The organism is Hymenobacter tibetensis (assembly GCF_022827545.1).
GTDB lineage: Bacteria > Bacteroidota > Bacteroidia > Cytophagales > Hymenobacteraceae > Hymenobacter > Hymenobacter tibetensis.
On the sequence record NZ_CP094669.1, the window covers coordinates 5131914 to 5154527 of the forward strand.

The following is a 22614-nucleotide window of genomic DNA, read 5'->3' on the forward strand; positions in this document are numbered from 1 at the left end:
AAACGGATACTGGCGGCGTAAAACGCTAATTCGACTTAAGAGCAAACTTAATCAATTCCTCCACGCTCAGGTCGTTACCGTGCTTGTTCTGAATTTGATCTAAGTTCTTTTCGGCGGCCGACCGGGCAAAGCCCAGCGTTACTAAAGCCGACAACGCTTCACTGCGGTTAGTATTGTGTGCCCGCGCTAGTGGCACCGTATCTACGCCGGCTTTAGCCAATAATTCATCTTTGCGTAACCGGTCGCGCAAATCAATAATCACGCGTTGCGCTGTTTTGGGACCTACGCCTTTGATGCTTTGAATGGCGCGCACATCCTCGTTGATGATGGCATGGCGAATTTCACCTACACTCATGCTGCTCACCATCACGATGCCAGTTCCTGGCCCGATACCTGACACTGAAATCAGGTGCAGAAACAGTGCCCGTTCGTTGGGGTCCAGAAAACCATACAGCGTATGGGCGTCCTCCTTGATGTGCTGAAAGGTATACAGCTTGGCTTTCTCGCCTTCAGATGGCAGTTTGCTGTACGTAGCCAGCGAGATTCTAATTTCGTAGCCGACGCCGTTCACATCCAGAATAGCCTGAGCGTGGTCTTTGTAGGCAAGTTTTCCTTCAATGTAAGCAATCATAGCGGGGCCTGGGGGTTGGGGAACTTAATATCTTGACTGAACGCAGGAAGCTGCATATTTATCCCAAAAATAATAGCATTGTTGGCTAAATAAGTTGGTCTTTGCAGATACTTTACTTGCACATTCTATTGCGAAGCATCGGCCGCCAGAGCAAGGCGCGTGGGAATTACCCTTCAACTCCATTTGCTCTGGCGGCCGTATGATGGCGTTCGTTCTTACTTAAGCTTTTTCTCCGCTTGCTTGCTGCGCATCCACCACTGCAATAGCCGCCATGTTCACGATTTCGCGTACGGAAGCGCCAAGCTGTAGAATGTGCACGGGCTTGCGCATGCCCATCAGCACTGGCCCGATTACTTCGGCGCCCCCAATTTCCTGCAACACTTTGTAGGCGATGTTGCCGGAAATAACGTTCGGGAAAATTAGGGTGTTGGCCCCACCTTTCTCGGCTAGCACCGAGAACGGGTACTGCTCCTGCAGCAACTGCGGATTGAGGGCCGTGTTGGCCTGCATTTCGCCGTCGATAATCAGGTCGGGGTAGCGCGCTTTGGCTAATTCGGTGGCCCGGCGAGCTTTGTCGGGCAGTGCGCCGGGGTTGGAGCCGAAGTTGGAGTAGCTGATAACGCCCACTCGTGGCTCGGTGCCGAAGAAACGTACCGCTTGGGCCGTGAGCCCAATTATATCCACCATTTCCTCGGCTGTGGGGTCGATGTTGACGGTGGTATCAGCGAAGAAATACGGGCCTTTCTTGTGCTGGATGATGTACATCGAGGCCACTCGCTTCACCCCGTCTTCCACTCCAATGACCCGCAGTGCTGGCGAAATGCTCTTGCTGTAGTCTTTGGTGAGGCCAGTGATGAAAGCGTCAGCAGCTCCCGTTTCCAGCATCATCGAGCCGTAGTAGTTCCGCTCACGCATCAGGCGGCGGCTTTCGTAGAGCGTAACGCCCCGGCGCTGCCGCTTGCGGTACAGCAGTTCGGCGTACGCTTCGCGCTGTGCGTCCTCTTCCAGGATGTCGATGATTTCGCAACCCGTCAAATCCAAGTTGTTGGCTTGGGCAATGGCAGCCAGTTTCTCGCGCGGCCCCAGCAAAATGGGCTTGGCAATTCCCTCGTCGTGCAGGATGGTGGCCGCTTTCAGAATCTTGTACGTGTCGGCTTCCGCGAATACCACTCGCTTGGGGTTGGTACGGGCCGACGACGTAATGCGGTTCATGAGCTTCTGGTTCACGCCCAATCGGCCGCGCAGCTCGTCTTCATAGACTGTCCAGTCTTCAACGGACCGGCGAGCCACCCCACTTTCCATGGCAGCACGGGCCACAGCCGGGCTCACGGTGGTAATCAAGCGTGGGTCCAGGGGCTTAGGAATCAAGTAGGTGCGGCCGAAAGCCAGCGTATTGTCGCCGTAGGCCCGGTTCACCATATCGGGTACCGGCTCTTTGGCCAGTTCAGCCAGTGCGTGCACGGCGGCCAGCTTCATGGCCTCGTTGATTTCCGTGGCCCGCACGTCCAGCGCCCCCCGGAAGATGTAAGGGAAACCCAACACGTTGTTAACTTGGTTGGGGTGGTCAGAACGGCCCGTTGCCATGATGATGTCAGGCCGGGTGGCCAGGGCTAGGTCGTAGGCAATTTCAGGGTTGGGGTTGGCCAACGCAAACACAATCGGATTGTCGGCCATCAGCAGCAGCAGTTCTGCTGGTAGCACGTTGGCGGCCGAAAGACCCAGAAAAACATCGGCCCCCTTCATGGCTTCCGCCATCTTGGTAACGGACTGATTGGTAGCAAACTGCATCTGCAGCGGTGCCAGATCGGTGCGCTTTTGGTTGATGACGCCGTCCTTGTCGAATACCACCACGTTTTCCAGGCGCAAGCCCAGGGCCAGGTATAGCCGCAAGCACGAAACGGCCGCTGCCCCTGCCCCACTCACTACCACCTTGATTTTGTCGATTTCCTTGCCCACTACGGCCAGCGCGTTCAGCAAGGCCGCCGACGTAATGATGGCCGTGCCATGCTGGTCGTCGTGCATGAGCGGGATGTTCATCTGCTCGCGTAGCGCCGTTTCAATGCGGAAGCATTCCGGCGCCTTGATATCTTCGAGGTTGATGCCGCCAAACGTAGGCTCCAATGACTTTACAATGCGAATAAACTCGTCGGGGTCCGTGGCATCAATTTCAATGTCAAAGCAGTCGATGCCGGCAAACTTCTTGAAAAGCACTCCTTTGCCTTCCATGACGGGCTTCGACGCTTCCGGACCGATATTGCCCAAGCCAAGCACGGCCGTACCATTGCTGATAACAGCCACCAAGTTGCCTTTAGCCGTGTATTTATAGACGTCGTCTTTGTTGGCGGCAATAGCCAAGCAAGGTTCCGCCACGCCGGGAGAGTAGGCTAGCGCAAGGTCGAGCTGGGTGCTGACGGGCTTGGTGGGCACCACTTCAATCTTGCCGGCCGGCTGCTGGGAATGATAGTCCAGCGCGTCTTGTTTGTTGATTTTGAGCATGGGTGGATTTCCTGGGTGATAAGCCGTATCTGGGTCTACGGCTCAGGCAAGTTGGGGCGAAATCAGCCAGAATCAAAGTTTAGATCGTTTCCATAACCCCCGAAAACGCCCTGCGCCGCTAGCCGTTCACCTGTTTCTGAAGGAAGAAAAATAACCCTGCACTCCCTGTGGCAGCTTTGCTACTTGCCCTTGAAGCAGCCTAGAGAAAAGGAATTGTTTTCTTTCTGCTGAAAAGACATTCGGTTGGTATTGGGTGTGTGCTAGCCTCTGCTACTAGGGGGCTCGGTAAGTTTCTGGGGATGTCCTGAACCTCCTTGGTACCACTTAGCAGGGTTGGCTTTCTTACATTAGCGGCCTCCACATTTTGTCTGATGCATTTCACTCAACGTCTTCCGGTTCTCGTTCTGCTTTTCTTAGGCTTGCTGCTTCCTGTGCTGTTGTCTGCTCAGAACACCGCCTTATCCAAGGTATGGGTGCCCGATTTGGGCAACGGCACCTACAAGAACCCGGTGCTCTACGCCGACTATTCCGACCCCGACGTCATACGCGTTGGCTCAGACTACTACCTCACGTCTTCTAGCTTTAACTCCGCACCGGGGCTGCAAATCCTGCACTCCCGCGACCTAGTGAATTGGAGCATCATCGGGACGGTATTCAGCCAGCAACCACCCAAGCTCCGCTATAGCGTGCCGCAGCACGGCAACGGGGTGTGGGCCCCCGCGATTCGCTACCACCGCAAGAAGTTCTACATCTACTATCCCGACCCCGACCTTGGCTTGTTCGTGACGCGCGCCGACAACCCTGCCGGCCCGTGGGAAGAACCCGTGCTGTTAAAGGAGGCGAAAGGCTGGATCGACCCTTGTCCGCTCTGGGACGAAGATGGCCAAGCGTATCTGGTGCACGGGTTTGCGGGCAGCCGCGCCGGGTTCAAATCGGTGCTGGCGATTACTCGCATGAGCCCCGACGGCATGCGCCTCCTCGGTGATGAGGTGCTGGTATTTGACGGCCACGAAAAACACCCGACGCTTGAGGGACCCAAGTTCTACAAGCGCAACGACTACTACTACATTTTCGCGCCGGGCGGCGGAGTGGCTACGGGCTGGCAAACGGTGTTGCGCTCGAAGAATGTGTTCGGCCCTTACGAAGACCGGATTGTGATGGACCAAGGCAAAACGGCCATCAACGGGCCTCACCAAGGTGCCTGGGTCGACACTCCTAGCGGCGAAGACTGGTTTCTGCATTTTCAGGACCAAGGCCCCTATGGCCGGGTGGTGCACCTACAGCCCATGACCTGGAAAAACGACTGGCCCATCATCGGCACCGACCCCGACGGCAACGGCAAAGGCGAACCGGTGTTGACGCACCGCAAACCCAGCATTAAAGGCAAACCAACGGCCTTGGCCACCCCCGCCACTTCCGACGAATTTGGAGACAACACGCTGGGGCTGCAATGGCAGTGGCACGCCAATCCGCAGGTGAACTGGATGCTGCTGGCTGGCAACCTCGGGTATCTGCGCCTGTACTCGGTGCCGCTGCCCGAAAACTTCCAGAACTTCTGGCAGGTTCCGAATTTGCTGTTGCAAAAGCTACCGGCCGACGTGTTTACCACTACCACCAAGCTTACGTTCACTCCGCGCTTCGAGGGTGAAAAAGCCGGCCTCCTCATGATGGGCATGGACTACGCGTATCTGGCCCTGACCAATGTGGGCGGCAAGCTCCAACTCACCCAGACGGTATGCATTAAAGCCAATGAGCAGGGCAAGGAGGTAGCATCGGCACCTATTGCGCTAACGCAGAACACCGTGTATTTGCGGGTAGCCGTGCAGGCTGGGGCCAAGTGCCAGTTTAGCTACAGCCTTGATGGCCAGAACTTCCAACCGGTTGGCAGCACGTTTCAGGCCCGGGAAGGCCGCTGGATTGGAGCCAAGATGGGACTATTCTGCACCCGCAACGGCACGACCAATGACTCGGGCTATGCCGACGTAGACTGGTTCCGGGTGGAATAGCAGCCTATATCTACACACACCTGTTTCGCATTGTCTTGCCTTCCCACGAGTAGGCAAGCGTTTCCCTGTGCCGTTCGGCTTGCGGATAGGGTATCATCAGCACCATAAGCTGTATTGTAATAATTACAATTACGTGGTAATGCAGCCAGGTTTAAGGCGCAATTAGGCTTATTTAGCAGTACCCTCAAACGCGTAGGAACCAACCCAGATAAAAGCGCATTTGGCACTTACGTGGCATCGTTCCCGGCAACGATTGCATAAATAAAAAACCACTCTTTGTTTATCGCGAGGCCACATTATAGTAAACTTAATAAGCCAAGTAATTAAACTGACAATCCAAAATCTGGATTGTGTTTAAATGAGTGCTGTGCGGGGGAGGTTGTAGTCATACACAAGATGCAGTACGACCTTGAACAGTCCAATTGACGAGGTAGCTACCCCTTTCGCAATCGTTTTCAAAATTTCCCACGGTTACTTATTAACACATGAAAAAAGAACTACTGCTGTGGCCGCTCATGATCTGCGCGGCATCTACAGCGTGGGCTCAGCAGCAACGGCGTATATCCGGCGTTGTAAAGTCTGAAAAAGGCGAAGGACTCCCTGGGGTGACGGTAGTGGTGAAGGGCTCGACGAATGGTGCTTCCACGAACAGCGACGGTACGTTCCTCATCAACCTGCCCGCCACCGACACCAACCCGACCATACGTGTCAGTTACATTGGCTACGTTTCGCAGGACATCCCCGTTGGCGACCGGACGCAGCTGAACGTAACGCTGTTGGAAGACACCCAGACGCTGAGCGACGTAGTGGTTATCGGCTACCAAGCCGTACAGCGCCGCGACGTAACGGGCTCCGTATCGTCGGTAAATTCCCAGCAGATCAAAGATATCCCCGTTAACTCGGCGGCTGAAGCTCTCACCGGCCGGTTAGCTGGTGTGCAACTGACTAGCGCCGAAGGTACTCCTGGCAACACCAACGTGCAGGTGCGCGTGCGCGGCGGCGGCTCCATCACGCAGGACAACTCTCCCTTGTATGTAGTAGATGGTGTCCAGATCGAAAACGCGCTAAGCGTCATTGCGCCTCAGGATATTGCTTCGGTCGATGTGTTAAAAGATGCGTCGGCTACCGCTATTTATGGTGCGCGTGGTGCCAACGGCGTCGTGATTATCACGACGAAGAAAGGTGTTGAGGGCCGCACGGTTATCAGCTACAATGGGTTTGCAGGTTTCCGGCGCCTCTCCAACAAACTAGGGGTACTCAACCCCGCGGAATACCTGGATTATCAGTTCGAGCGTGCCCAAATAGCGGGCAGCGGAACGGGCGGTTTGCCTTCCTTCAGATCTTTGTTTGGCAGCAACCGGTTCAACAGTGACACGCTACAACAGGCTAGTAGCGCTCCGTTCATTGACTGGCAGGACGAGACCTTTGGCCGCGACGCGTTTCAGCAAACCCACAACGTGTCGGTGGCTGGGGGCGTGAAGGGTACCACGTACTCCCTAAGTTTAACGCGCAACTTGGAGGACGGTATCCAACGTGGCTCCGACTACGACCGAAAACTCGTCAACTTCCGCTTCGACACCAAGGCGAGCGAGCGGTTGCAGGTAGGGTTAAATGTTCGTTTCAACGACCAAACTACCAATGGGGCCGGCACTTCTTCCACTGGCTCTAATACCACTTCTCGCTTGCGCAACACGGTACAGTACCAGCCCCTATTGGTGCCGCGGTTGTCAGGAGCAGTTCTCGATCCGAATACGTTTGATGACGAGTTCCTTGCCATTTCCACGCTGGTAAGCCCACTTGTAGCTATTGACAGCGAGTACCGCCGCGACAAGCTTCAGACGTTCAACGCGAGTGCCAACGCGTCGTTGGAAATCATAAAAAATCTAACGTTCCGGTCTACAGCTGGTTTCGATATCACCAACACCAACTTAGGCACTTTCAACGGACGTTTTTCTCCATTGCTGCGGCAGCCCGGCGGCAACTACCAGCAGTTGCCTACCGCCTCTATCACTACAGGCACACAAAATACGTTCAACAACTCCAACGTATTAGACTACAACTTCAAAACAGGTTTGCATTCGGTAGGGCTATTGGTTGGAGAAGAAATCTACCAGCAGCGCAACACGCAGCAATACATTCAAACCAATTTCTTGCCGCTGGATATCACAGCAGAGCGGGCGTTGGCTAACATCAACCAGGGAGTGCTACCTGCTGGCCAAACGGCTCAGCCCGTATTGCCCCAAACCAGCATTCCGCAGGACTATCGTCTGCTCTCAGGGTTCGGCCGCGTAACGTACTCCTACGACGACCGGTACCTGTTCACTGGCACCTTCCGGGCCGATGGCTCGTCGAAGTACCGGGCTGGCAACCGGTGGGGCTACTTCCCCGGTGCTTCGCTAGCCTGGCGGATTTCGCGCGAGAGCTTTTTCCAAGATGTGAAGGCTGTTTCGGATTTGAAGCTGCGCTTGAGCTACGGCAAAGCCGGTAACAACCGTATTGCCGACTTCCTGGGCGAGCAGCTTTTCTCGGCTGGTAGCGCACCTTATTCCATCAACCGCTCTATTGTGCTGGGGTCGGCAGCCACTTCGCTGGCTAACCCCAACTTGAAGTGGGAGTCCACTACGTCGCGCAACCTTGGGGTTGACTTGGCCTTGCTCGATAACCGAGTGCAGTTCACGGCTGATGCCTACTACAATACCACCAGCGACTTGCTGATCAACCGCACTATTCCGGCGTTCCTGGGCTACACCAGCCAGACGCAGAACATCGGCTCGACTTCCAACCGCGGTCTGGAACTGCAGCTGACGGGGACTATTATTACCAATCAGGCTTTCACTTGGACGGCAACGGCCAACGCATCGTTCAACCGGGGCCGTATTGAAAGCTTAGGCGAGGGCCTGGATGAGTTACCCGCTATCAACTCAGGTTGGGCTGGTAGCGCCGCTACCCTAACCCGGGACTACGTAGCACGGGTGGGCCAACCCGTGGGCCAGATGTTCGGCTACGTCACGGATGGCTACTATACGGCTGATGATTTTCAGAGCTACAACCCTGCTCAGCCGGCCGCTCAGCGCTGGGTTTTGCGAACTGACAGAACTGACTTGCTGCCAGTAGGTACGCCGGACGGTATAGCAGCCCAACCCGGTCTGTTGAAGCTGAAAGACATGAACGGGGATAAAGTAATCAATGAGCTTGACCAAGTAGTCATTGGCAATGCTAACCCTAAAATGGTAGGAGGCCTGAACCAGCAGTTCACCTACAAAAGCTTCGACGCCAGCATATTCCTGAATTTTGTACTGGGCAATGATGTATACAATGCCAACAAAATTGAGTTCACCACAAACACGGCAAACACAGTGTTTAGCAATGTGCTTAACGATATGAATTCGCGCTACCGTATCACTGAAACGGATGGTACGTTCATCACGTCGCTGGATCGGCTGCGCGAAATCAACCAAGGCGCTGACATTTGGCGGCCAACTTCCAGCTACTTCCTGCATTCATGGGCGGTGGAAGATGGCTCGTTCTTGCGCGTGAACAACATAACTGTGGGCTACACCCTGCCCAAAGCGTTAACGACCCAAGCTAAAGTGCAGCAGCTACGCTTCTACGTGACGCTCAATAACCTCTATACCTTCACCAAATACACCGGTTACGACCCAGAGGCCAACACGCGTCGCAATTCACCACTTACCCCCGGTGTCGATTACGCTGCCTACCCCCGCAGCCGGGCCTTCCTGTTTGGCGTGAACCTTTCTTTGTAATTCCCACCCGTTGCTTGATATGAAATCTTCAATTTTTTTCCGGGCTGCACTGGCAGCTAGTGTACTAGTCGGTACTGCCGGAATGGTCACGTCCTGCAAAGATTATCTCGACGTAGAACCGATTGCGCTCAACACAACTGAATATACTTTTAGCACGGTAGCTGGAGCTACGGCTGCCGTTGTTGGAGCCTACGATCCGCTGTCGGGCGACAACAGCTACGGGCAGCGCGTAAGTATGTACTTCCCGTATGACAGCGACGAGATGATCAGCTCGCCGGGGGCAGCTACGGAAGGTGGACGCCGGGGTATCGCGCGCTACAAGGCGTTATCAACCAACTCCGACCTAGCCAACCCTTGGAATACGCTCTACCAAGGAGTAGAACGATCCAACATTTGCATCCAACAAATTCCGCTTTCCCCCCTGTATAATGGCGGCACTGCGGCCGATACGGCGGCGATGCACCGGCTGCATGGCGAAGCCCTTACTTTGCGGGCGCAGTACTACTTTGACTTGGTGCGCCACTGGGGTGATGTACCGGCGCAGTTTACGCCATCGGTATCAGGCCAGGATTTTCTGCTGCCCAACGCCGACCGTCAGGCCACACTTGCCAAACTGATTGACGACTTAGGGCAGGCGCAGAAGCTGGTACCTTGGCGCTCTGCTGCCGGTGCAACCAGTGAGCGGATAACCAAAGGCGCCGTGAAAGCCCTACGCGCCCGTATTGCCTTGTTCCGGGGTGGCTACAGCCCCAACCCAACTAGTGGCCAAATGGAAAGGCCCGCTGATTACCTCGACTATTACCGCATTGCGCGGCAGGAGTGCAGAGAGTTGATGGCGCGTCCAACGGAGCATTCCCTAAACCCGAGCTTCGAAGCACTATTCAAGAGCATCAACACTCTGCAATACGAAAGCGCCAATGAAATTATATTTCAGGTTGGTATGACGGGCTCAACAGCTGTGTCAGATAGCAAGCTGGGCTACTATAACGGCCCTCGCTTGCAAAACCAATCGAGTATATACGGCTCTACGCAGGGTGGTGTGAACGTGGTGCCTACCTACTTCTACGCCTTCGACTCTACGGATACCCGGCGCGACGTAACGATTACGACCTATGGCATGGGTACCACCAGCACGCTCTTCACGGGAGTGGCTCTGAATGCCCTAACCGACGGTAAATTCCGCCGCGACTGGCGCACTCCGCTGCTCACCGGGTCGAGCAACTATCTGGGATACAACTGGCCGGTAATTCGGTATGCCGATGTGCTCCTGATGTTTGCTGAAACCGAAAACGAACTTAACGGCCCCACTGCCGACGCCCAGGACGCCTTCTTGCGTGTTCGGACGCGGGCTTTCAATGGCAACCGCTCGCGGGCTACGGCCACACTTGCGCAAGCTGGCTTCAACCTGAACAACAAAGCAGCTTTCTTTGATGCCCTTGTACATGAGCGGTATTTGGAGTTCGGCAGCGAAGCTATTCGCAAGTACGACCTGATTCGCTGGAACCTGTTCAACACGAAGATGGCCGAAGTGAAAGCCAATTTGGAAAAGCTGGCTAAGGGAGAAGCCCCTTACCAAAACGTGCCTCGTTATATGTACTATCGCACGCCAACGGCGGGTAGTAGCGTACAGTGGGCATTTTCTTTCTTTCGCCCTTCAAACCCGCGTTTTGATCCACCAACTATGCCTAATGCTCCATCCACTGCCCCTGCGGGCACGGCACGCGTAAACTGGCGTCAGGCAATTGATGCTTCGTACATCGCCAATACCAAGCCGGTAGGCACCTCTTATACACTTGTCACTGGCACTGGTAGTACCACCGCCGTCAGCCTTGGTACTGGCCTAGCCGCCGAGTATTTGCCTAATACCGGTAAAGAGTTGCTCCCTATTCCACAGACCACTCTCGCTGCGGACAACAAGCTAGTGCAGAACTTCGGCTACTAATGGCGTAACGCATCGGCGCCATCACCAGAACGTACCACAGCACATGTATTACCGAACGCCTGCAGCCGATCCTGCCTTGGTGCAGAACGCCGGCTACAGATAGCCTCGTACTAAAACACCCATTACCACAAAGCCCCGACCGGTACCGGTCGGGGCTTTGTGGTAATGGGTGTTTCAGCGCAAACCAGTTTCTTGCAGCGTAAGCGCCCAGAGCCCCTACACTACAGGAGAGTGCGCCAAACCTTATTACTCATTTTTACTGGCGGCCTTCTTGGTGACTGGCTTGGTGCTGATTGCAGCCCGGCAGGCCATGAAAGTGGTAGGGTAGCCTACCAAAAGGCTGTTTGGCACGGTCTGATTTTACTATTCACGCAGCAAAATAGAAAGCACGTCCTATGTTCAATCTAGCTGGAAAGAAAGCAGTTATTACGGGCGGCGGCAGTGGTATTGGCAAAGCCATTGCGCTGACGTTTGCCCAACAAGGTGCCGAAGTACACATCCTAGAGTTGAACGCCACAGCAGGCGAGCAAGTGGTGGCCGAAATCCAGCAAGCAGGCGGGCAGGCTACTGCTCACGGGGCCGATATCAGCCAGCAAGCGCAAGTAGTAACTATTTTCCAGGCTATCGGACCACTCGATATTCTAATCAACAATGCGGGTATTGCGCACGTTGGCAACGCGGAAAACACCTCGGAAGAAGACTTCGACCGGGTGTATAGCGTGAATGTGAAAGGTGCTTACAACTGCTTGTACGCCGCGCTACCGCAACTAAAGGCCCGCACCGGTGGCGTCATCGTGAACATGGCTTCCATTGCGGCGCACGTGGGCCTCACCGACCGGTTTGCGTACTCGATGAGCAAAGGCGCCATCTTCGCCATGACCTTGTCGGTAGCTCGCGACTACCTGGCCCATAATATCCGCTGCAACAGCATTTCGCCGGCGCGGGTGCATACACCGTTTGTTGATGGCTTTATTGCCAAAAACTACCAAGGACAGGAGCAGGAAATCTTCGACAAGCTCTCCCGCAGCCAGCCGATTGGGCGCATGGGCACGCCTAGCGAAGTGGCAGCCTTGGCCCTTTACTTGTGCTCCGATGAGGCTGGCTTCATTACGGGCTGCGACTACCCACTGGACGGTGGTTTCATCAAGCTCAATAATTGACTGTTGGTTGCTGAGGGATGCTTGCCAGTGGTTGCCCGTCGGCTTGCCGCGAAGTAGCTTACCCTCAACAGTCAACTTTTAGCAATCAACCCCTTACCCTCACCAATCCAACCTCATGAAATTGATTCGCTACGGCCAGCCAGGCCAGGAAAAGCCAGGTGTGTTACTAGGAGAGCAGCAAGTTGATGTATCCGCTTTCGGAGAAGACTACACCGAAACTTTCTTTGCCACGGACGGGCTGAAACGCTTGGCAGCATTCGTAGAGGCTCACGCGGGGCAACTGCCGGCTGTTGCAGCGGGTGAGCGGCTGGGTGCGCCAGTAGCACGGCCGTCCAAAATAGTGTGCGTGGGCCTCAACTACGCCGACCACGCCCGGGAGACCGGCGCCACCCCGCCGCCCGAACCGGTGCTGTTCTTTAAGTCTACCACGGCCCTGGTTGGCCCCAACGACGACATCACCATCCCGAAAAACTCCGTGAAAACCGACTGGGAAGTGGAGTTGGCTGTGGTTATTGGCAAGCGTGCTTCCTACGTGGAAGAGGCAGATGCTCTCGACTACGTTGCCGGCTACACGCTGCACAATGACGTATCGGAGCGGGAGTTTCAGCTGGAGCGCAGCGGCACCTGGGACAAGGGCAAGGGCTGCGACACTTTCGCGCCGGTGGGTCCGTTTTTGGCTACCCCCGACGAAGTAGGCGACGTAGACAACCTGCGCCTGTGGCTAAGCGTGAACGGCCAGATGATGCAGGATGGCACCACGGCCAACCTGATTTTCCGCATCCCGTTCCTGGTTTCCTACATCAGCCAGTTCATGACGCTGCTGCCCGGCGACATTATTTCGACGGGTACGCCCGCCGGGGTGGGCCTGGGCTTCAACCCGCCCGTGTACCTCAAGCCCGGCGACGTAGTGGAGTTGGGTATTGATGGGCTCGGCACTTCCCGTCAGGAATTGAAAGCGTACGTTAAACGCTAGCCTTACTTTGGTTGGTGGGGCCGAGTCTGTGCGCTGACGCTGGCGGGGCCGTGCTTCCGCGCTTGCTTTGCTGGCCGCATACAAGCTCGGCCCCGCCTGCGTGGCTACTTCTTTCTGGTTTGCTTAGGCTTGAGACTATGGACTTACAATTGCGCAACAAAGTCATTATTGTAACGGGCGGGGCCAAAGGCATCGGCGAGGGTATCGCGCGGGTACTGGCTGCGGAAGGAGCCATTCCGGTGGTGGTGGGCCGCAATGCCGCCGACAACGAAGCCTTAGTGGCTGCCGTAGCCGCCGCCGGGGGCCACGCCGGCTACGTGACGGCCGAGCTGTCGGACCCGGCGGAATGCGAGCGAGCCGTGCAAGAAGTGGTGCAGCAGTTCGGACGTATAGAAGGCCTGGTGAATAACGCCGGCGTCAACGACGGTGTGGGGCTGGAAAGCGGCACCTACCAGACGTTTATGGCCAGCCTGCACAAGAACGTGGTGCATTACTACCTGATGGCGCACTATGCGCTGCCGGAGCTGAAAAAGTCGCGCGGTGCTATTCTCAACATCACGTCCAAAACCGCCGAAACCGGCCAAGGCAACACCTCTGCGTATGCTGCTGCCAACGGCGGGCGCAATGCCCTCACCCGCGAATGGGCCGTGGAATTGCTGAAATACGGCATCCGGGTGAATGCCGTAATGGTGGCCGAATGCTGGACGCCAGCTTACGAAACGTGGATCAAAACACTACCGAACCCGGAAGAAAAGCTGCACGAAATTACCAGCAAGATTCCGCTGGAAAGCCGCATGACAACAGCTGAGGAAATTGCCAATACCACTGCTTTTCTGCTTTCCGCCTGTTCCAGTCACACCACCGGCCAGATTATTCACGTCGATGGAGGCTACGTTCATCTAGACCGTGCCCTAGCCAACGCGTAATCTTTTGTTTGCCGGCCAGAAACACCCCCAGAAGACTGGCCTAGCTGAAAGTAGCGGCACCCATTGGGAATTACCACTAGCACGGGTAAGCGTGTTTTAGTACTTTCAGGTGTATGGATACTCCTTGTGTTTTTCAGGCGCAGCTAGAGTCCGGTGGCCCGAGCTTCATGCCCACTCAACTTGTGGTGGTGCCGCCACTGGTAGTAGCGGCGCTGGGCGGCAAGGCCGCGAAGCGCGTGGTCGGCACACTCAATGGCTATCCGGTGCGGCTAGGGCTCTTGCCGCTAGCGGGTGGGGGCCGCTACCTGATGGTCAATAAAGACATCTGCCGCGCTGCGGCTATACAAATAGGCCAGCACATCACGGTCAGTATAGCGCCCGACCCACACCCAGATGCCGTGGACGTACCACAAGAGCTGGCCGAAGCACTGGCCGCCTGGCCTGAGGCCGAACAGCAATTTAGCGCGTACTCTGCCAGCTATCGGCGGGCAATAGCGCAGCATGTAGCCACCGGCAAGCTAGCCGAAACGCGCGCCCGCCGGGCCGTGGAAATGGCCGAGCGGCTAGCATTGGGTCGTAATCCATTTCGGAAAGAGTAGGCTGGCTTGCCCCACACGAAGGCGCCGCTGCCTCCCCTTGGCACCGCAACCGAAACAGCGGCGTGATGTGGCCGTTGGTATAGACTTGTGCGGTTTTGGCCGATTAGCCTTCAGCCAGGACGCGTCTTGCAACTACCTTTAAGTTGCCCATCTGCCTTCTCTCCATGCCGCTTTTTACTTCCCGCCAAGCACAGACATTTTTACTGCACGCTCTGATTTGGGTATTGCTGGGCGTGCTGTTGGTGTTGCAGCCTTCCAACCGGTTGCCTCAAACGCACTTCTACTTGTTGCAAGCAGTGCTGTTTGTGGTGTCATTGGGGGTGTTTTATGTGAATGCCTATTGGGCGGTACCGCACTTGCTCTATGGCCGCCGCCTACTGCGGTATATGTTGTTTCTGGTGGTGGCAGTGCTCGGCGTAACGGTACCTTACCGACAGGTTCAGAGCTACATAGAAACCACGTACGGCCCACAACGGCGCTTTTTTGGGCCGCCGCCTAGCGAGATGCAGGCGAACCAGCAAACGAGGCCATCTGCCAAGCCTGGCCGGTCTTTCAGACGGCCGCAGCCTTGGAGCCGACGCCAAGAGTGGGTGAATCCGGCGGTGATGCTTTCCACGCTTTTGGTGCTCGGGCTAAGCACCAGCGTGGCCGCGGTGCAGCGTGGCCAGCGCGAAGCCCGCATCCGGCAGGCCTTGGAGCAAGAAAAGCTGTCGACGGAACTGGCGTGGCTGAAAGCGCAGATCAACCCGCACTTTTTCTTCAACACCCTCAACAATATCTACGCCCTCACCCTGCTCGACGGCGACCAGGCCCGCGAGGCTATTCACCGCCTTTCCCGCATGATGCGCTATGTGCTCTACGACACGCAATCCGGCACGGCGCCCCTCAGCCAAGAACTGCTCTTCATCCGCGACTACATCGACTTGATGCAGCTCCGGCTCCCCGAAAATGTAGAGGTGCGCTACCAAACGCCCGACGTAGTGCAGGAGGCTCCTATTGCGCCCATGCTGTTGCTTACCTTCGTGGAAAATGCCTTTAAGCATGGCGTTAGTGCTTTGGCTCCCAGCTACATCCATATCGTGGTCCAACAGCCAACCACCAGCACATTGGAAGTGGAGGTGCGCAATTCAATTTTCCCGGACCGCCCGGTGGCCTTAGACGAAAACCACGGCATTGGGCTAACCAACACTCGGCGCCGGCTGGCCCTGCTCTACCCCGACCGCCACACGCTCACCGTAACCGAACGGATGCCCGGGCGCGAATACTACGTGCGTCTTACCCTCACCCTACAGCCATGACACTTACTTGTATTGCCGTCGATGACGAGCCGCTGGCGCTGAAGCTAGTCGGCCATTTCATCGAACAAACCCCGTTTCTGAGCTTGGTGGGCAGCTATGGCAGCGCGGTAGCGGCCCTGCGCGGCTTGCAGCAACAAGCCACGCCCGTCGATTTGCTGTTTCTCGATATTCAGATGCCGGACCTCAATGGCCTGGAACTGGCTCGGCTTCTCGACCGGGGCCCCGGTAGCCGGGGTCCCCGCGTGGTGTTTACCACCGCCTTCAACCAATACGCGCTGGAAGGCTACAAGGTAGATGCCCTGGATTACCTGCTTAAGCCTTTCACCTACGAAGAGTTTTTGCGCGTCGCCAACAAAGCGAAGTCGTATGCCGAGGTCAGCCAAGCCTCTAGCCAACCGCCCGCCGAACCCGCCGACACCCCCGACGACTACCTCTACCTGAAGGTGGAGTACCAGCTCGTGCGCGTGCCCTTCAACGACATCCTGTACATCGAAGGGCTGAAGGACTATGTGAAAGTGTATCGGCGCAGTGAGCCCAAACCACTGCTTTCGCTCACCAGCCTGAAAACTCTGGAAGAGCGTTTGCCTCCACGCCAGTTCATGCGCATTCACCGCTCTTATATTGTGGGGCTCAACCACATTGCCTCTATCGGCCGCGGCACGGTGCACATCGGCACCGAAACCATCCCAGTAAGCGACAGTTACCGGGACGCTTTCGACCAGTTTGTGAGCCGCTGGAAGTAGACACTAGTGTACCACACAGGGGCGCATGGGAGTTGCTGTACCCCATGCGCCCCTGTGTGGTGGCGGTGTATGTGTAGCTACTGCTTCAGTTCAAGAACGAGTAGCAACGCGTTGTTGCTGAGCGCCTCTATTTCCACCTCTTGGGTGTCCCACAAAGCCAAACCGTCTTTTTCGTGTAGCAGCCGGCCTTCCACTTCAAAGGCACCCGCCAGCACGAAGGCAAACAGAGCCGCGCTGTTGCTGAGCGTATGTTCCGCCTCTTGCCGGCCGGCAAAGCGGCCCATATAGAGTGAGAAAGGAAGCGGCTGGTTGGCAACACTCGCAGACACCACTTCTGCGAGCTGATTTTCAGTGGCGGCCAACCGGAATGCGCGCTTTTTGCTGCTAGTAGCCGCTATGGGGTGTTCGGCTTGCAGCCATAGGTGCAGGAACGTAACCAGCTCGTTTGTGTAAGGGTTTACAAGCTCGAACGTGGTGTGAGCCGGCAACGCCAGCACCTGTATTTCCTCTACTCCCACCATGACGCTGCCACTTGGGGCATTAAGTACCACCTCTCCCGTCACCGGAATCAGAAGAATGTAAGTGGGCCGGTCGGTAGTGAATTCCAGGTGCTGTGTTCCACCGAGAGTTTCCTCGTTCAGGGCGTACAGGCTACCGAAAGCACTTTTGTGCTCGTGGATGTAGGCCCCGAAAGTAAAGGTACTGTATCGGCGAAACTCGCTGGTTTCCACTACTCCGCGCTGGTCGGCCAGAAAGATTTTACCGGGCGTTTGCTTGATCATTCTTTCAGATGGCTGGGGTGGTAGCAAATCAGATAGCAGCTAAAGCACCAGCCGAGTTATACAGCCACGTTCAACGTCATGGTTAGCTCGAAGCCGGCGGAGGTGCTGCCCGTTACGGTGGCTATTTCGGCGCCCGCGGTATCGTCGCTGAACACGTTGTCGCGGGCGTTGGTGGTGTAGCCGCTCATGCCTTTGCCGTAGCCATTAACGGCAGCCAGAGCAGTACCAACACCTTCCGGAAATGCAATTTGCGTTATTTTCAACGACGTGCCGCTGGCGCTATAGATGTGCACGTGAATGTGCGTGGCTCGACCGTTGTACCAGCCCGGAAAAATGGTAGTGAACGTGACCAAGCCGTTGGCATCGGTGATTTGCCGGCCGCGCAGGAAGTGCACTGCTTGGTAATTGGTGGCTTGCATACCCGTGCCCCCATACTCCGAGTAGTTGCCATCAGCGTCGCAGTGCCAGATATCCACCAAAGCTCCCGACAACACAGCACAACTGTTGTTGGCGTTCTTGATGGTAATCTTCACCGTCAGGGGGTGGCCCGTTTTGCCGTCCACGATGTTGCTGCGCACGTAGGAAGCCGGTGATTTCGTGGGAAACGGCCCCTCGGTTTCGGTGGGCGCTACGGTGCAGCTGCTAGAGCCAGTGCCCGTGGTGCCGGTGCCCGTAGAGCCAGTAGAAGGCGTTACAGCCTCATCGTCTTTGCTGCAGGCAGCAAGCAATGCGGGAGTGGAAATGGCGCCTACTAGTAAGCTTTTGAGGAAGTGTTTTCTTTCCATGGTATGCAAGGTGACAGAAGAAGTAGCGAATCTGATAAGTGAATTTCGCCTTCTCGCACAGCTGTTCCTTTCTCCAATCGACAGTTCGCACCACTGAATCGACGGATTGCCTGCTTCACCTTAAAATACCACTACAGATTACAACCGAATACTAAACGCCAGCGGCTCGAAAATCAGCTCTTGCGTGTAGGTGTTCAGTACCACCCGGGCACCCGCTTCCAGCGGAGTGCGTAGGCGCAGCACATTGAACAGCACCGACGTGTCTAGGCCCACATTGCGGTAGTTGCGCGTTGCCAGACCAGAACTTTGGCCTTGAGCCACATCGGCAAAGCCGGTGGCCCGAATCCGCTGCACGTACAGCCAGCGCCCCACCGACCAATGCGGATACGCCAGCGGCAAGTAATAATCCAGCGACGCAGCCCGTAACCGGTCAAAGCTCACGTAGCCCTCGCCGCGCGGAAACGAGACAGCCGCCGCAAACTGGTACTGGCGCTGCTGCTGTTGCTGGTAGCCGGCTCGTAACCGCAACGCATGATGCTTGCCCACCCCCGGCAGATACACGCTGCCTTGCCCGGCCAACTGCCAGGCATCAAGGCCTGCGCCAAAGGGGGTGGAGCGCGAAGTCAGCAACAACGAGCCTCCCCACCGTGGCGCCACGTCGCGGGCACTAAGCCGCAGCTGGCGCACATAGCTGAGCGTGTTTTGGATGGCGTGCACCGGTTGGTTAGGGCCCGGCTCGGAGCGCGACCGAACAGGCAAATCATAGTCGCTTACCCGCTCGTGCAGGTAGTAGCTACTCAGGGTCAAAGCCTCTAGGTATTTCGAGCGGGTGAGTGTGAGCGGCAGGCGCACACCCGCTGTAAGGCGCGTATAGCGCCATTGGTCGCGTTGGAGGCTGTCGAGGGGGCGCCGCCGGTCGACGTAGCGGGCTAGGTTGCGGCCACCATAGCTGATATCGGCATCCAGTACCGGGTACTGGCCCTGGTAGCTCACTCCGCCAAATACTGCCCCGGTGCGTTCGGTTTGGTCATAAGTGACGCCCGCAATAGCTTGGGTGGTACTCAGCACATCCTGCGAGCGGACACCCAGGCTGACGTTGTTGCCAGACGGGTTTTGCACAACGCCCCACCCAAACACATTGAATGCATTACGCAGCACCGAATACGGCCGCGTGGGATACACGCGAGCGGTATCTGGTGCTGTTCCAGCCAGCAGCGCCACCATCCGAGCTGCCCCTGGTTCTCGAGCGGTCAAGGCATTGACGTACGGACCAGGCATGGCATTGGTAACAGTAGTTGTCTGTTGCCAGGTAGCTGGGTTGAGCGGCATTTCTACGATGCGGGCACCCGTGGCGCGGTAGTCATGAAAAGCCAGGTAGTTGCCGGCTGGTGAGGGGGCCGCATGGTAAGCGCCGAGTTGCCGGGAAGCCACTTGGTACGTCTGGCTGGTGCCGGTATGCACAGCGTATACATTGTCGATGCCCGACTGCGGCGAATTGTAGAGCACGTACTCGCCCCACGGCTGCGGGTTGCTTACGTTCACGTTGGCTACTGGCAGCAGAGCCCGTGTGGTGCCGGCGGCCGGGTCCAGCAGTTCCATGGTTTTGCCGGCAGGCTTCAAGGTCACGGTTACTATTCGCTGGCCATCGGGTGTCCAGTGGGGCTGCTGGTAGAAGTCGTTTTGCGGGTTGGGCAGGGTTTCAAGCACGGCGCCGGTGCGGGCATCGAGCACCGACAAGGCATGGTGGTAGCTGGAATCGGTTTCTACTGCTACCAGCCGCGTGCCATTCGGCGAAAGGGAGGCTGCCGTGTAGCGGTGCCGCCGGCCCAGGCGCGCCACCTGGCCGGTAGCCAAGTCCAGCACCTTCAGCTCGGAGTACACGCGCTGCCCCCAACGCGCGTCATACCGATACTCCGGCCACACCACCTTGCCTCCACCCACCGACAGCATTTCCGGTAGGTTCAACGGGCCCAGCACGTGCAGCTTCCGTTCTTTGCCGGTCTTGGTTGATAACAGAACCAGCTGCGCGATGTCGCCGAGGCCGGTTTTCAGGGCTACTATGGTGCTGTCATTGACGTACTGCGGGTATTGGTACTGCGTGAACACTCGGCCGCGGTACTGCCCGGCCAGCTCTCGCGCCTCGGTGGGCTTTAGCTTCCGCTGCTCGTCCTGCCACGTCGAGTCGAGGTTGGCCATGGTGCGCGCGTACAGTTGCTCCACACGCAAACCGGTGGTACGGCGCAGGCTGTTGGAAAACGAGAAAGGATAGAATGGAAAGCGGTTGTACCGGGTAAGTACCCGGTCCCACACATCGGCACCGTAGCGAGTTTTGGCGTAGGACGTGAGGTAGTAACCGAGCACATACCAGTTGGGTACATTGTCGCGCAGGGAGCCATTGGCGGCTTTTTGGTAGTTATAGTGTGCCCCGGCCAAGCGGTTGGCGCGCATGCCTACCCCAAACTCCGGAATACTACCCCGGCCGCTGCGCGTGAGGGCAGTTTCAGTTCCTACGGCGTCGCCCTCGAAAAACCACTGCGGCAAGCCCACCGCCGACACACCCAGCGCCCCATCACCGAGCAGAGGGCCCAACAGGCGCCCGATACCCTGCCGGCCTTTCTCGAACTGCCCGATGTGCCGGTACTCGTGCACCACCAATTGGTCGAGCCAGTCGTTGGTGCCCAAGCTCATGCCCTGCTCGGGCGTGGCGAAAAACTCGGCGTGCCGGGGCAGAAACGTTACAAACCCGTTGCTGACGCTGGTTCGGGTTTGAAGCACCACCGCAATCGGGCGCGGCTTTACACCTAGGGTGGCTGCTCCGGGGCCGTGCACTTGCTCTAGCCGTTGAGCGGTGCGCTGCGCAGCGGCCTCAAAGCCCGTAGGGTACAGCACCCGAAAATGCGGCGTATTTACTTGCTGCCACCGCAGCGAAGGCGGATTTTGGTCGAGGATGGGGAGGCTTTGGGCGAGGCCCGCTGCCGGAAAAGCCAGAGCTGCCAACGCAGCTAGCAGAAACTTGCGCATAGAATGGGAACGGACGAAACGCAAGAAACCGAAAAAGCAACCCAAAATAAAGCCCGCCCTGCTGGGAGCAAGGCGGGCTTCTGGTTACAGCTTCAGCAGGTTACTTCTTCAACACAATATTCACCACTTTGCCCGGGCCGTTGACCACGAATTTGCACTCGTTGAAGTCCGGTGCGGCTAGTTTGGGGCGTACGTTGTTGGAGAAGGCGTAAGGCTCGGTTGGAATTCCAACGAAATTCTTGTCTAGCTTATCGTTATTGTTGGTATCCTGGGTGATGGCCACGGCCCACTCGCCGTTGGGCAGGTTGATGGGCAATGTGATTTGCTGCTGCCCACCGGGCTGAATTACCCGCATAAAGGCATAGCCGCCGTGTTGCAGAAACTTGTCACGCACATTGTAGAAATACAGCTTCACCGCCGACTTGGTAGAGGCCAACGCCGACACCACCACGGTAACCGACGACGTACCCGACGGATTATCTCCGGCGGCGCTAGCTGACGAGGCAAGGAGCGGGCTGCTGGCAGCCATCAAGAAAGCGAGCTTACGTAGGTTCATAAACGGGGAAATACAGAAATCCAGAAGGTGGCAAAATCGCCAACTTCGCTCGCCGACAAAAAGTGCCGTCGATGGCGGAAAGCCAAGTTAACCTTATTGCCACAGTAGCACACGGGCAACGCCACTGTTTTTTTGAAAATACAGCTTACAGATGCCAGGAGGCATTTTTTAGGGAAAATATAAAATTTGCTTGTCCCTCTAGGACACACTCTATCGAAGGCAATGCTGGCAGTGGACCAAGGCGACAGGAGAGGAATGGTTGTTAGTATAACGATAACAATAAAAATTTTAACGTTATCCTTTTACTATTCCTTGCTTTTGTGAATCCAAATGCATTGGTTAAAGAGCCTTTACGGCATTTCTTTACCCTTTCTCTATGCAAATCAGACGCGCAATAGGCCGTTTAGGCCGGGGCTGGTATTACTGCCGCAAATAGCCTTGCTCTTTCTGCGTAGTACCCGTTCCGCCCTGTTACAGCAGCAGGACGCTAGGGTCTGTCTCCCTCAAAAAAACAGTAGTGCATCCACTTTTCCACTTCCAACACAGGAGGCTAACTGTCTGTGACTTTGGATGCTTACACGAAAGCGCCACTTAGCGCTAGCCCTATTGGGGTCTTCTATAATGCGCAGAAAAGCCAGCTACCTCGCTTATTGTGCGTGCTATTTTCGTTACTCGCTGTCCTCTAACCGGGCCGTGTGGCAGATTTCATCTACCAGCAGTTCGATGTCGTGCGACTCGGTGGTGGGATTGAGCACCCAGTTGTTGAGCGCTTGGCAGTAGATGCGTAGCAGCTCGCTGCTGCCTACCGCTGTCAACTGCTCCTCATGGAATTCCTTCATCCAGGCCGCCATCTTCTCCCGTACTCGGGGGTCAGCGTAGGAAGTACCCGACGGAATGGGCGGCAGCTTGAATTGAGACATATTCAATAAAAA

The 22614-nt window shown here is 56.4% G+C and carries 16 protein-coding genes; 9 read left to right on the forward strand and 7 right to left on the reverse strand.

The features are described from left to right. Positions 1 to 25: 25 nt before the first annotated feature. The gene (ruvA, locus tag MTX78_RS20655; protein ID WP_243797946.1) at positions 26 to 631 is read right to left on the reverse strand and encodes a Holliday junction branch migration protein RuvA; all 606 of its coding nucleotides are present in this window, start codon (positions 629 to 631) and stop codon (positions 26 to 28) included. Positions 632 to 850: 219 nt separating this feature from the next. Next, complete coding sequence (locus MTX78_RS20660; RefSeq protein WP_243797947.1) at positions 851 to 3127, reverse strand: NADP-dependent malic enzyme; 2277 nt, start codon at positions 3125 to 3127, stop codon at positions 851 to 853. A gap of 371 nt (positions 3128 to 3498) precedes the next feature. Here MTX78_RS20660 and MTX78_RS20665 point away from each other — a divergent pair, with 371 nt between their 5' ends. The 9 genes from MTX78_RS20665 (at position 3499) to MTX78_RS20705 (ending at position 16538) form a co-directional block, all read left to right on the forward strand. After that, complete coding sequence (locus tag MTX78_RS20665; protein ID WP_243797949.1) at positions 3499 to 5133, forward strand: glycoside hydrolase family 43 protein; 1635 nt, start codon at positions 3499 to 3501, stop codon at positions 5131 to 5133. A gap of 485 nt (positions 5134 to 5618) precedes the next feature. Further along, a complete protein-coding gene (locus MTX78_RS20670) occupies positions 5619 to 8897 on the forward strand; it encodes a SusC/RagA family TonB-linked outer membrane protein (protein ID WP_243797951.1) in 3279 nt (1092 codons plus the stop codon). A 19-nt stretch (positions 8898 to 8916) separates the two neighbouring features. Beyond that, a complete protein-coding gene (locus tag MTX78_RS20675) occupies positions 8917 to 10839 on the forward strand; it encodes a RagB/SusD family nutrient uptake outer membrane protein (protein ID WP_243797952.1) in 1923 nt (640 codons plus the stop codon). A gap of 395 nt (positions 10840 to 11234) precedes the next feature. Then, positions 11235 to 11999 carry an SDR family NAD(P)-dependent oxidoreductase gene (locus MTX78_RS20680; protein WP_243797954.1) on the forward strand — a complete coding sequence of 255 codons (765 nt, stop codon included), beginning with the start codon at positions 11235 to 11237 and terminating at the stop codon, positions 11997 to 11999. Positions 12000 to 12114: 115 nt separating this feature from the next. Then, the gene (locus MTX78_RS20685) at positions 12115 to 12972 is read left to right on the forward strand and encodes a fumarylacetoacetate hydrolase family protein (RefSeq protein WP_243797955.1); all 858 of its coding nucleotides are present in this window, start codon (positions 12115 to 12117) and stop codon (positions 12970 to 12972) included. Positions 12973 to 13109: 137 nt separating this feature from the next. Further along, positions 13110 to 13898, forward strand: a complete 789-nt coding sequence (locus tag MTX78_RS20690) for an L-fucose dehydrogenase (protein ID WP_243797957.1) — start codon at positions 13110 to 13112, stop codon at positions 13896 to 13898. A 113-nt stretch (positions 13899 to 14011) separates the two neighbouring features. Next, entirely contained in the window at positions 14012 to 14497 is a 486-nt protein-coding gene (locus tag MTX78_RS20695) for a YdeI/OmpD-associated family protein (protein WP_243797958.1), read from the forward strand. Positions 14498 to 14661: 164 nt separating this feature from the next. Further along, a complete protein-coding gene (locus MTX78_RS20700; RefSeq protein WP_243797960.1) occupies positions 14662 to 15795 on the forward strand; it encodes a sensor histidine kinase in 1134 nt (377 codons plus the stop codon). Further along, positions 15792 to 16538: a LytR/AlgR family response regulator transcription factor gene (locus tag MTX78_RS20705; protein ID WP_243797962.1), complete on the forward strand. Its 747-nt coding sequence runs from the start codon at positions 15792 to 15794 to the stop codon at positions 16536 to 16538. The genes MTX78_RS20700 and MTX78_RS20705 overlap by 4 nt, the downstream gene beginning before the upstream one ends. Positions 16539 to 16615: 77 nt before the next feature. On the opposite strand, the gene MTX78_RS20710 is transcribed toward MTX78_RS20705, so the two are convergent. The 5 genes from MTX78_RS20710 to MTX78_RS20730 form a co-directional block, all read right to left on the reverse strand. Further along, positions 16616 to 17320 carry a pirin family protein gene (locus MTX78_RS20710; RefSeq protein ID WP_243797964.1) on the reverse strand — a complete coding sequence of 235 codons (705 nt, stop codon included), beginning with the start codon at positions 17318 to 17320 and terminating at the stop codon, positions 16616 to 16618. Between the two features lie 56 nt (positions 17321 to 17376). Further along, positions 17377 to 18105 carry a dioxygenase family protein gene (locus tag MTX78_RS20715; protein WP_243797965.1) on the reverse strand — a complete coding sequence of 243 codons (729 nt, stop codon included), beginning with the start codon at positions 18103 to 18105 and terminating at the stop codon, positions 17377 to 17379. A 138-nt stretch (positions 18106 to 18243) separates the two neighbouring features. Next, positions 18244 to 21126: a TolB-like translocation protein gene (locus MTX78_RS20720; protein ID WP_243797967.1), complete on the reverse strand. Its 2883-nt coding sequence runs from the start codon at positions 21124 to 21126 to the stop codon at positions 18244 to 18246. Positions 21127 to 21226: 100 nt separating this feature from the next. Continuing rightward, positions 21227 to 21682, reverse strand: coding sequence for a DUF2141 domain-containing protein (locus tag MTX78_RS20725; RefSeq protein ID WP_243797969.1), 456 nt, complete (start codon positions 21680 to 21682; stop codon positions 21227 to 21229). 668 nt (positions 21683 to 22350) lie between these two features. Next, positions 22351 to 22602, reverse strand: coding sequence for a hypothetical protein (locus MTX78_RS20730; RefSeq protein ID WP_243797970.1), 252 nt, complete (start codon positions 22600 to 22602; stop codon positions 22351 to 22353). Between the last annotated feature and the right edge of the window lie 12 nt (positions 22603 to 22614).

Bases quoted from the DNA above. Each gene is read 5' to 3' on its own strand.
- ruvA (WP_243797946.1), bottom strand. From the start codon at position 631: ATGATTGCTTACATTGAAGGAAAACTTGCCTACAAAGACCACGCTCAG.
- MTX78_RS20660 (WP_243797947.1), bottom strand. From the start codon at position 3,127: ATGCTCAAAATCAACAAACAAGACGCGCTGGACTATCATTCCCAGCAG.
- MTX78_RS20665 (WP_243797949.1), top strand. From the start codon at position 3,499: ATGCATTTCACTCAACGTCTTCCGGTTCTCGTTCTGCTTTTCTTAGGC.
- MTX78_RS20670 (WP_243797951.1), top strand. From the start codon at position 5,619: ATGAAAAAAGAACTACTGCTGTGGCCGCTCATGATCTGCGCGGCATCT.
- MTX78_RS20675 (WP_243797952.1), top strand. From the start codon at position 8,917: ATGAAATCTTCAATTTTTTTCCGGGCTGCACTGGCAGCTAGTGTACTA.
- MTX78_RS20680 (WP_243797954.1), top strand. From the start codon at position 11,235: ATGTTCAATCTAGCTGGAAAGAAAGCAGTTATTACGGGCGGCGGCAGT.
- MTX78_RS20685 (WP_243797955.1), top strand. From the start codon at position 12,115: ATGAAATTGATTCGCTACGGCCAGCCAGGCCAGGAAAAGCCAGGTGTG.
- MTX78_RS20690 (WP_243797957.1), top strand. From the start codon at position 13,110: ATGGACTTACAATTGCGCAACAAAGTCATTATTGTAACGGGCGGGGCC.
- MTX78_RS20695 (WP_243797958.1), top strand. From the start codon at position 14,012: ATGGATACTCCTTGTGTTTTTCAGGCGCAGCTAGAGTCCGGTGGCCCG.
- MTX78_RS20700 (WP_243797960.1), top strand. From the start codon at position 14,662: ATGCCGCTTTTTACTTCCCGCCAAGCACAGACATTTTTACTGCACGCT.
- MTX78_RS20705 (WP_243797962.1), top strand. From the start codon at position 15,792: ATGACACTTACTTGTATTGCCGTCGATGACGAGCCGCTGGCGCTGAAG.
- MTX78_RS20710 (WP_243797964.1), bottom strand. From the start codon at position 17,320: ATGATCAAGCAAACGCCCGGTAAAATCTTTCTGGCCGACCAGCGCGGA.
- MTX78_RS20715 (WP_243797965.1), bottom strand. From the start codon at position 18,105: ATGGAAAGAAAACACTTCCTCAAAAGCTTACTAGTAGGCGCCATTTCC.
- MTX78_RS20720 (WP_243797967.1), bottom strand. From the start codon at position 21,126: ATGCGCAAGTTTCTGCTAGCTGCGTTGGCAGCTCTGGCTTTTCCGGCA.
- MTX78_RS20725 (WP_243797969.1), bottom strand. From the start codon at position 21,682: ATGAACCTACGTAAGCTCGCTTTCTTGATGGCTGCCAGCAGCCCGCTC.
- MTX78_RS20730 (WP_243797970.1), bottom strand. From the start codon at position 22,602: ATGTCTCAATTCAAGCTGCCGCCCATTCCGTCGGGTACTTCCTACGCT.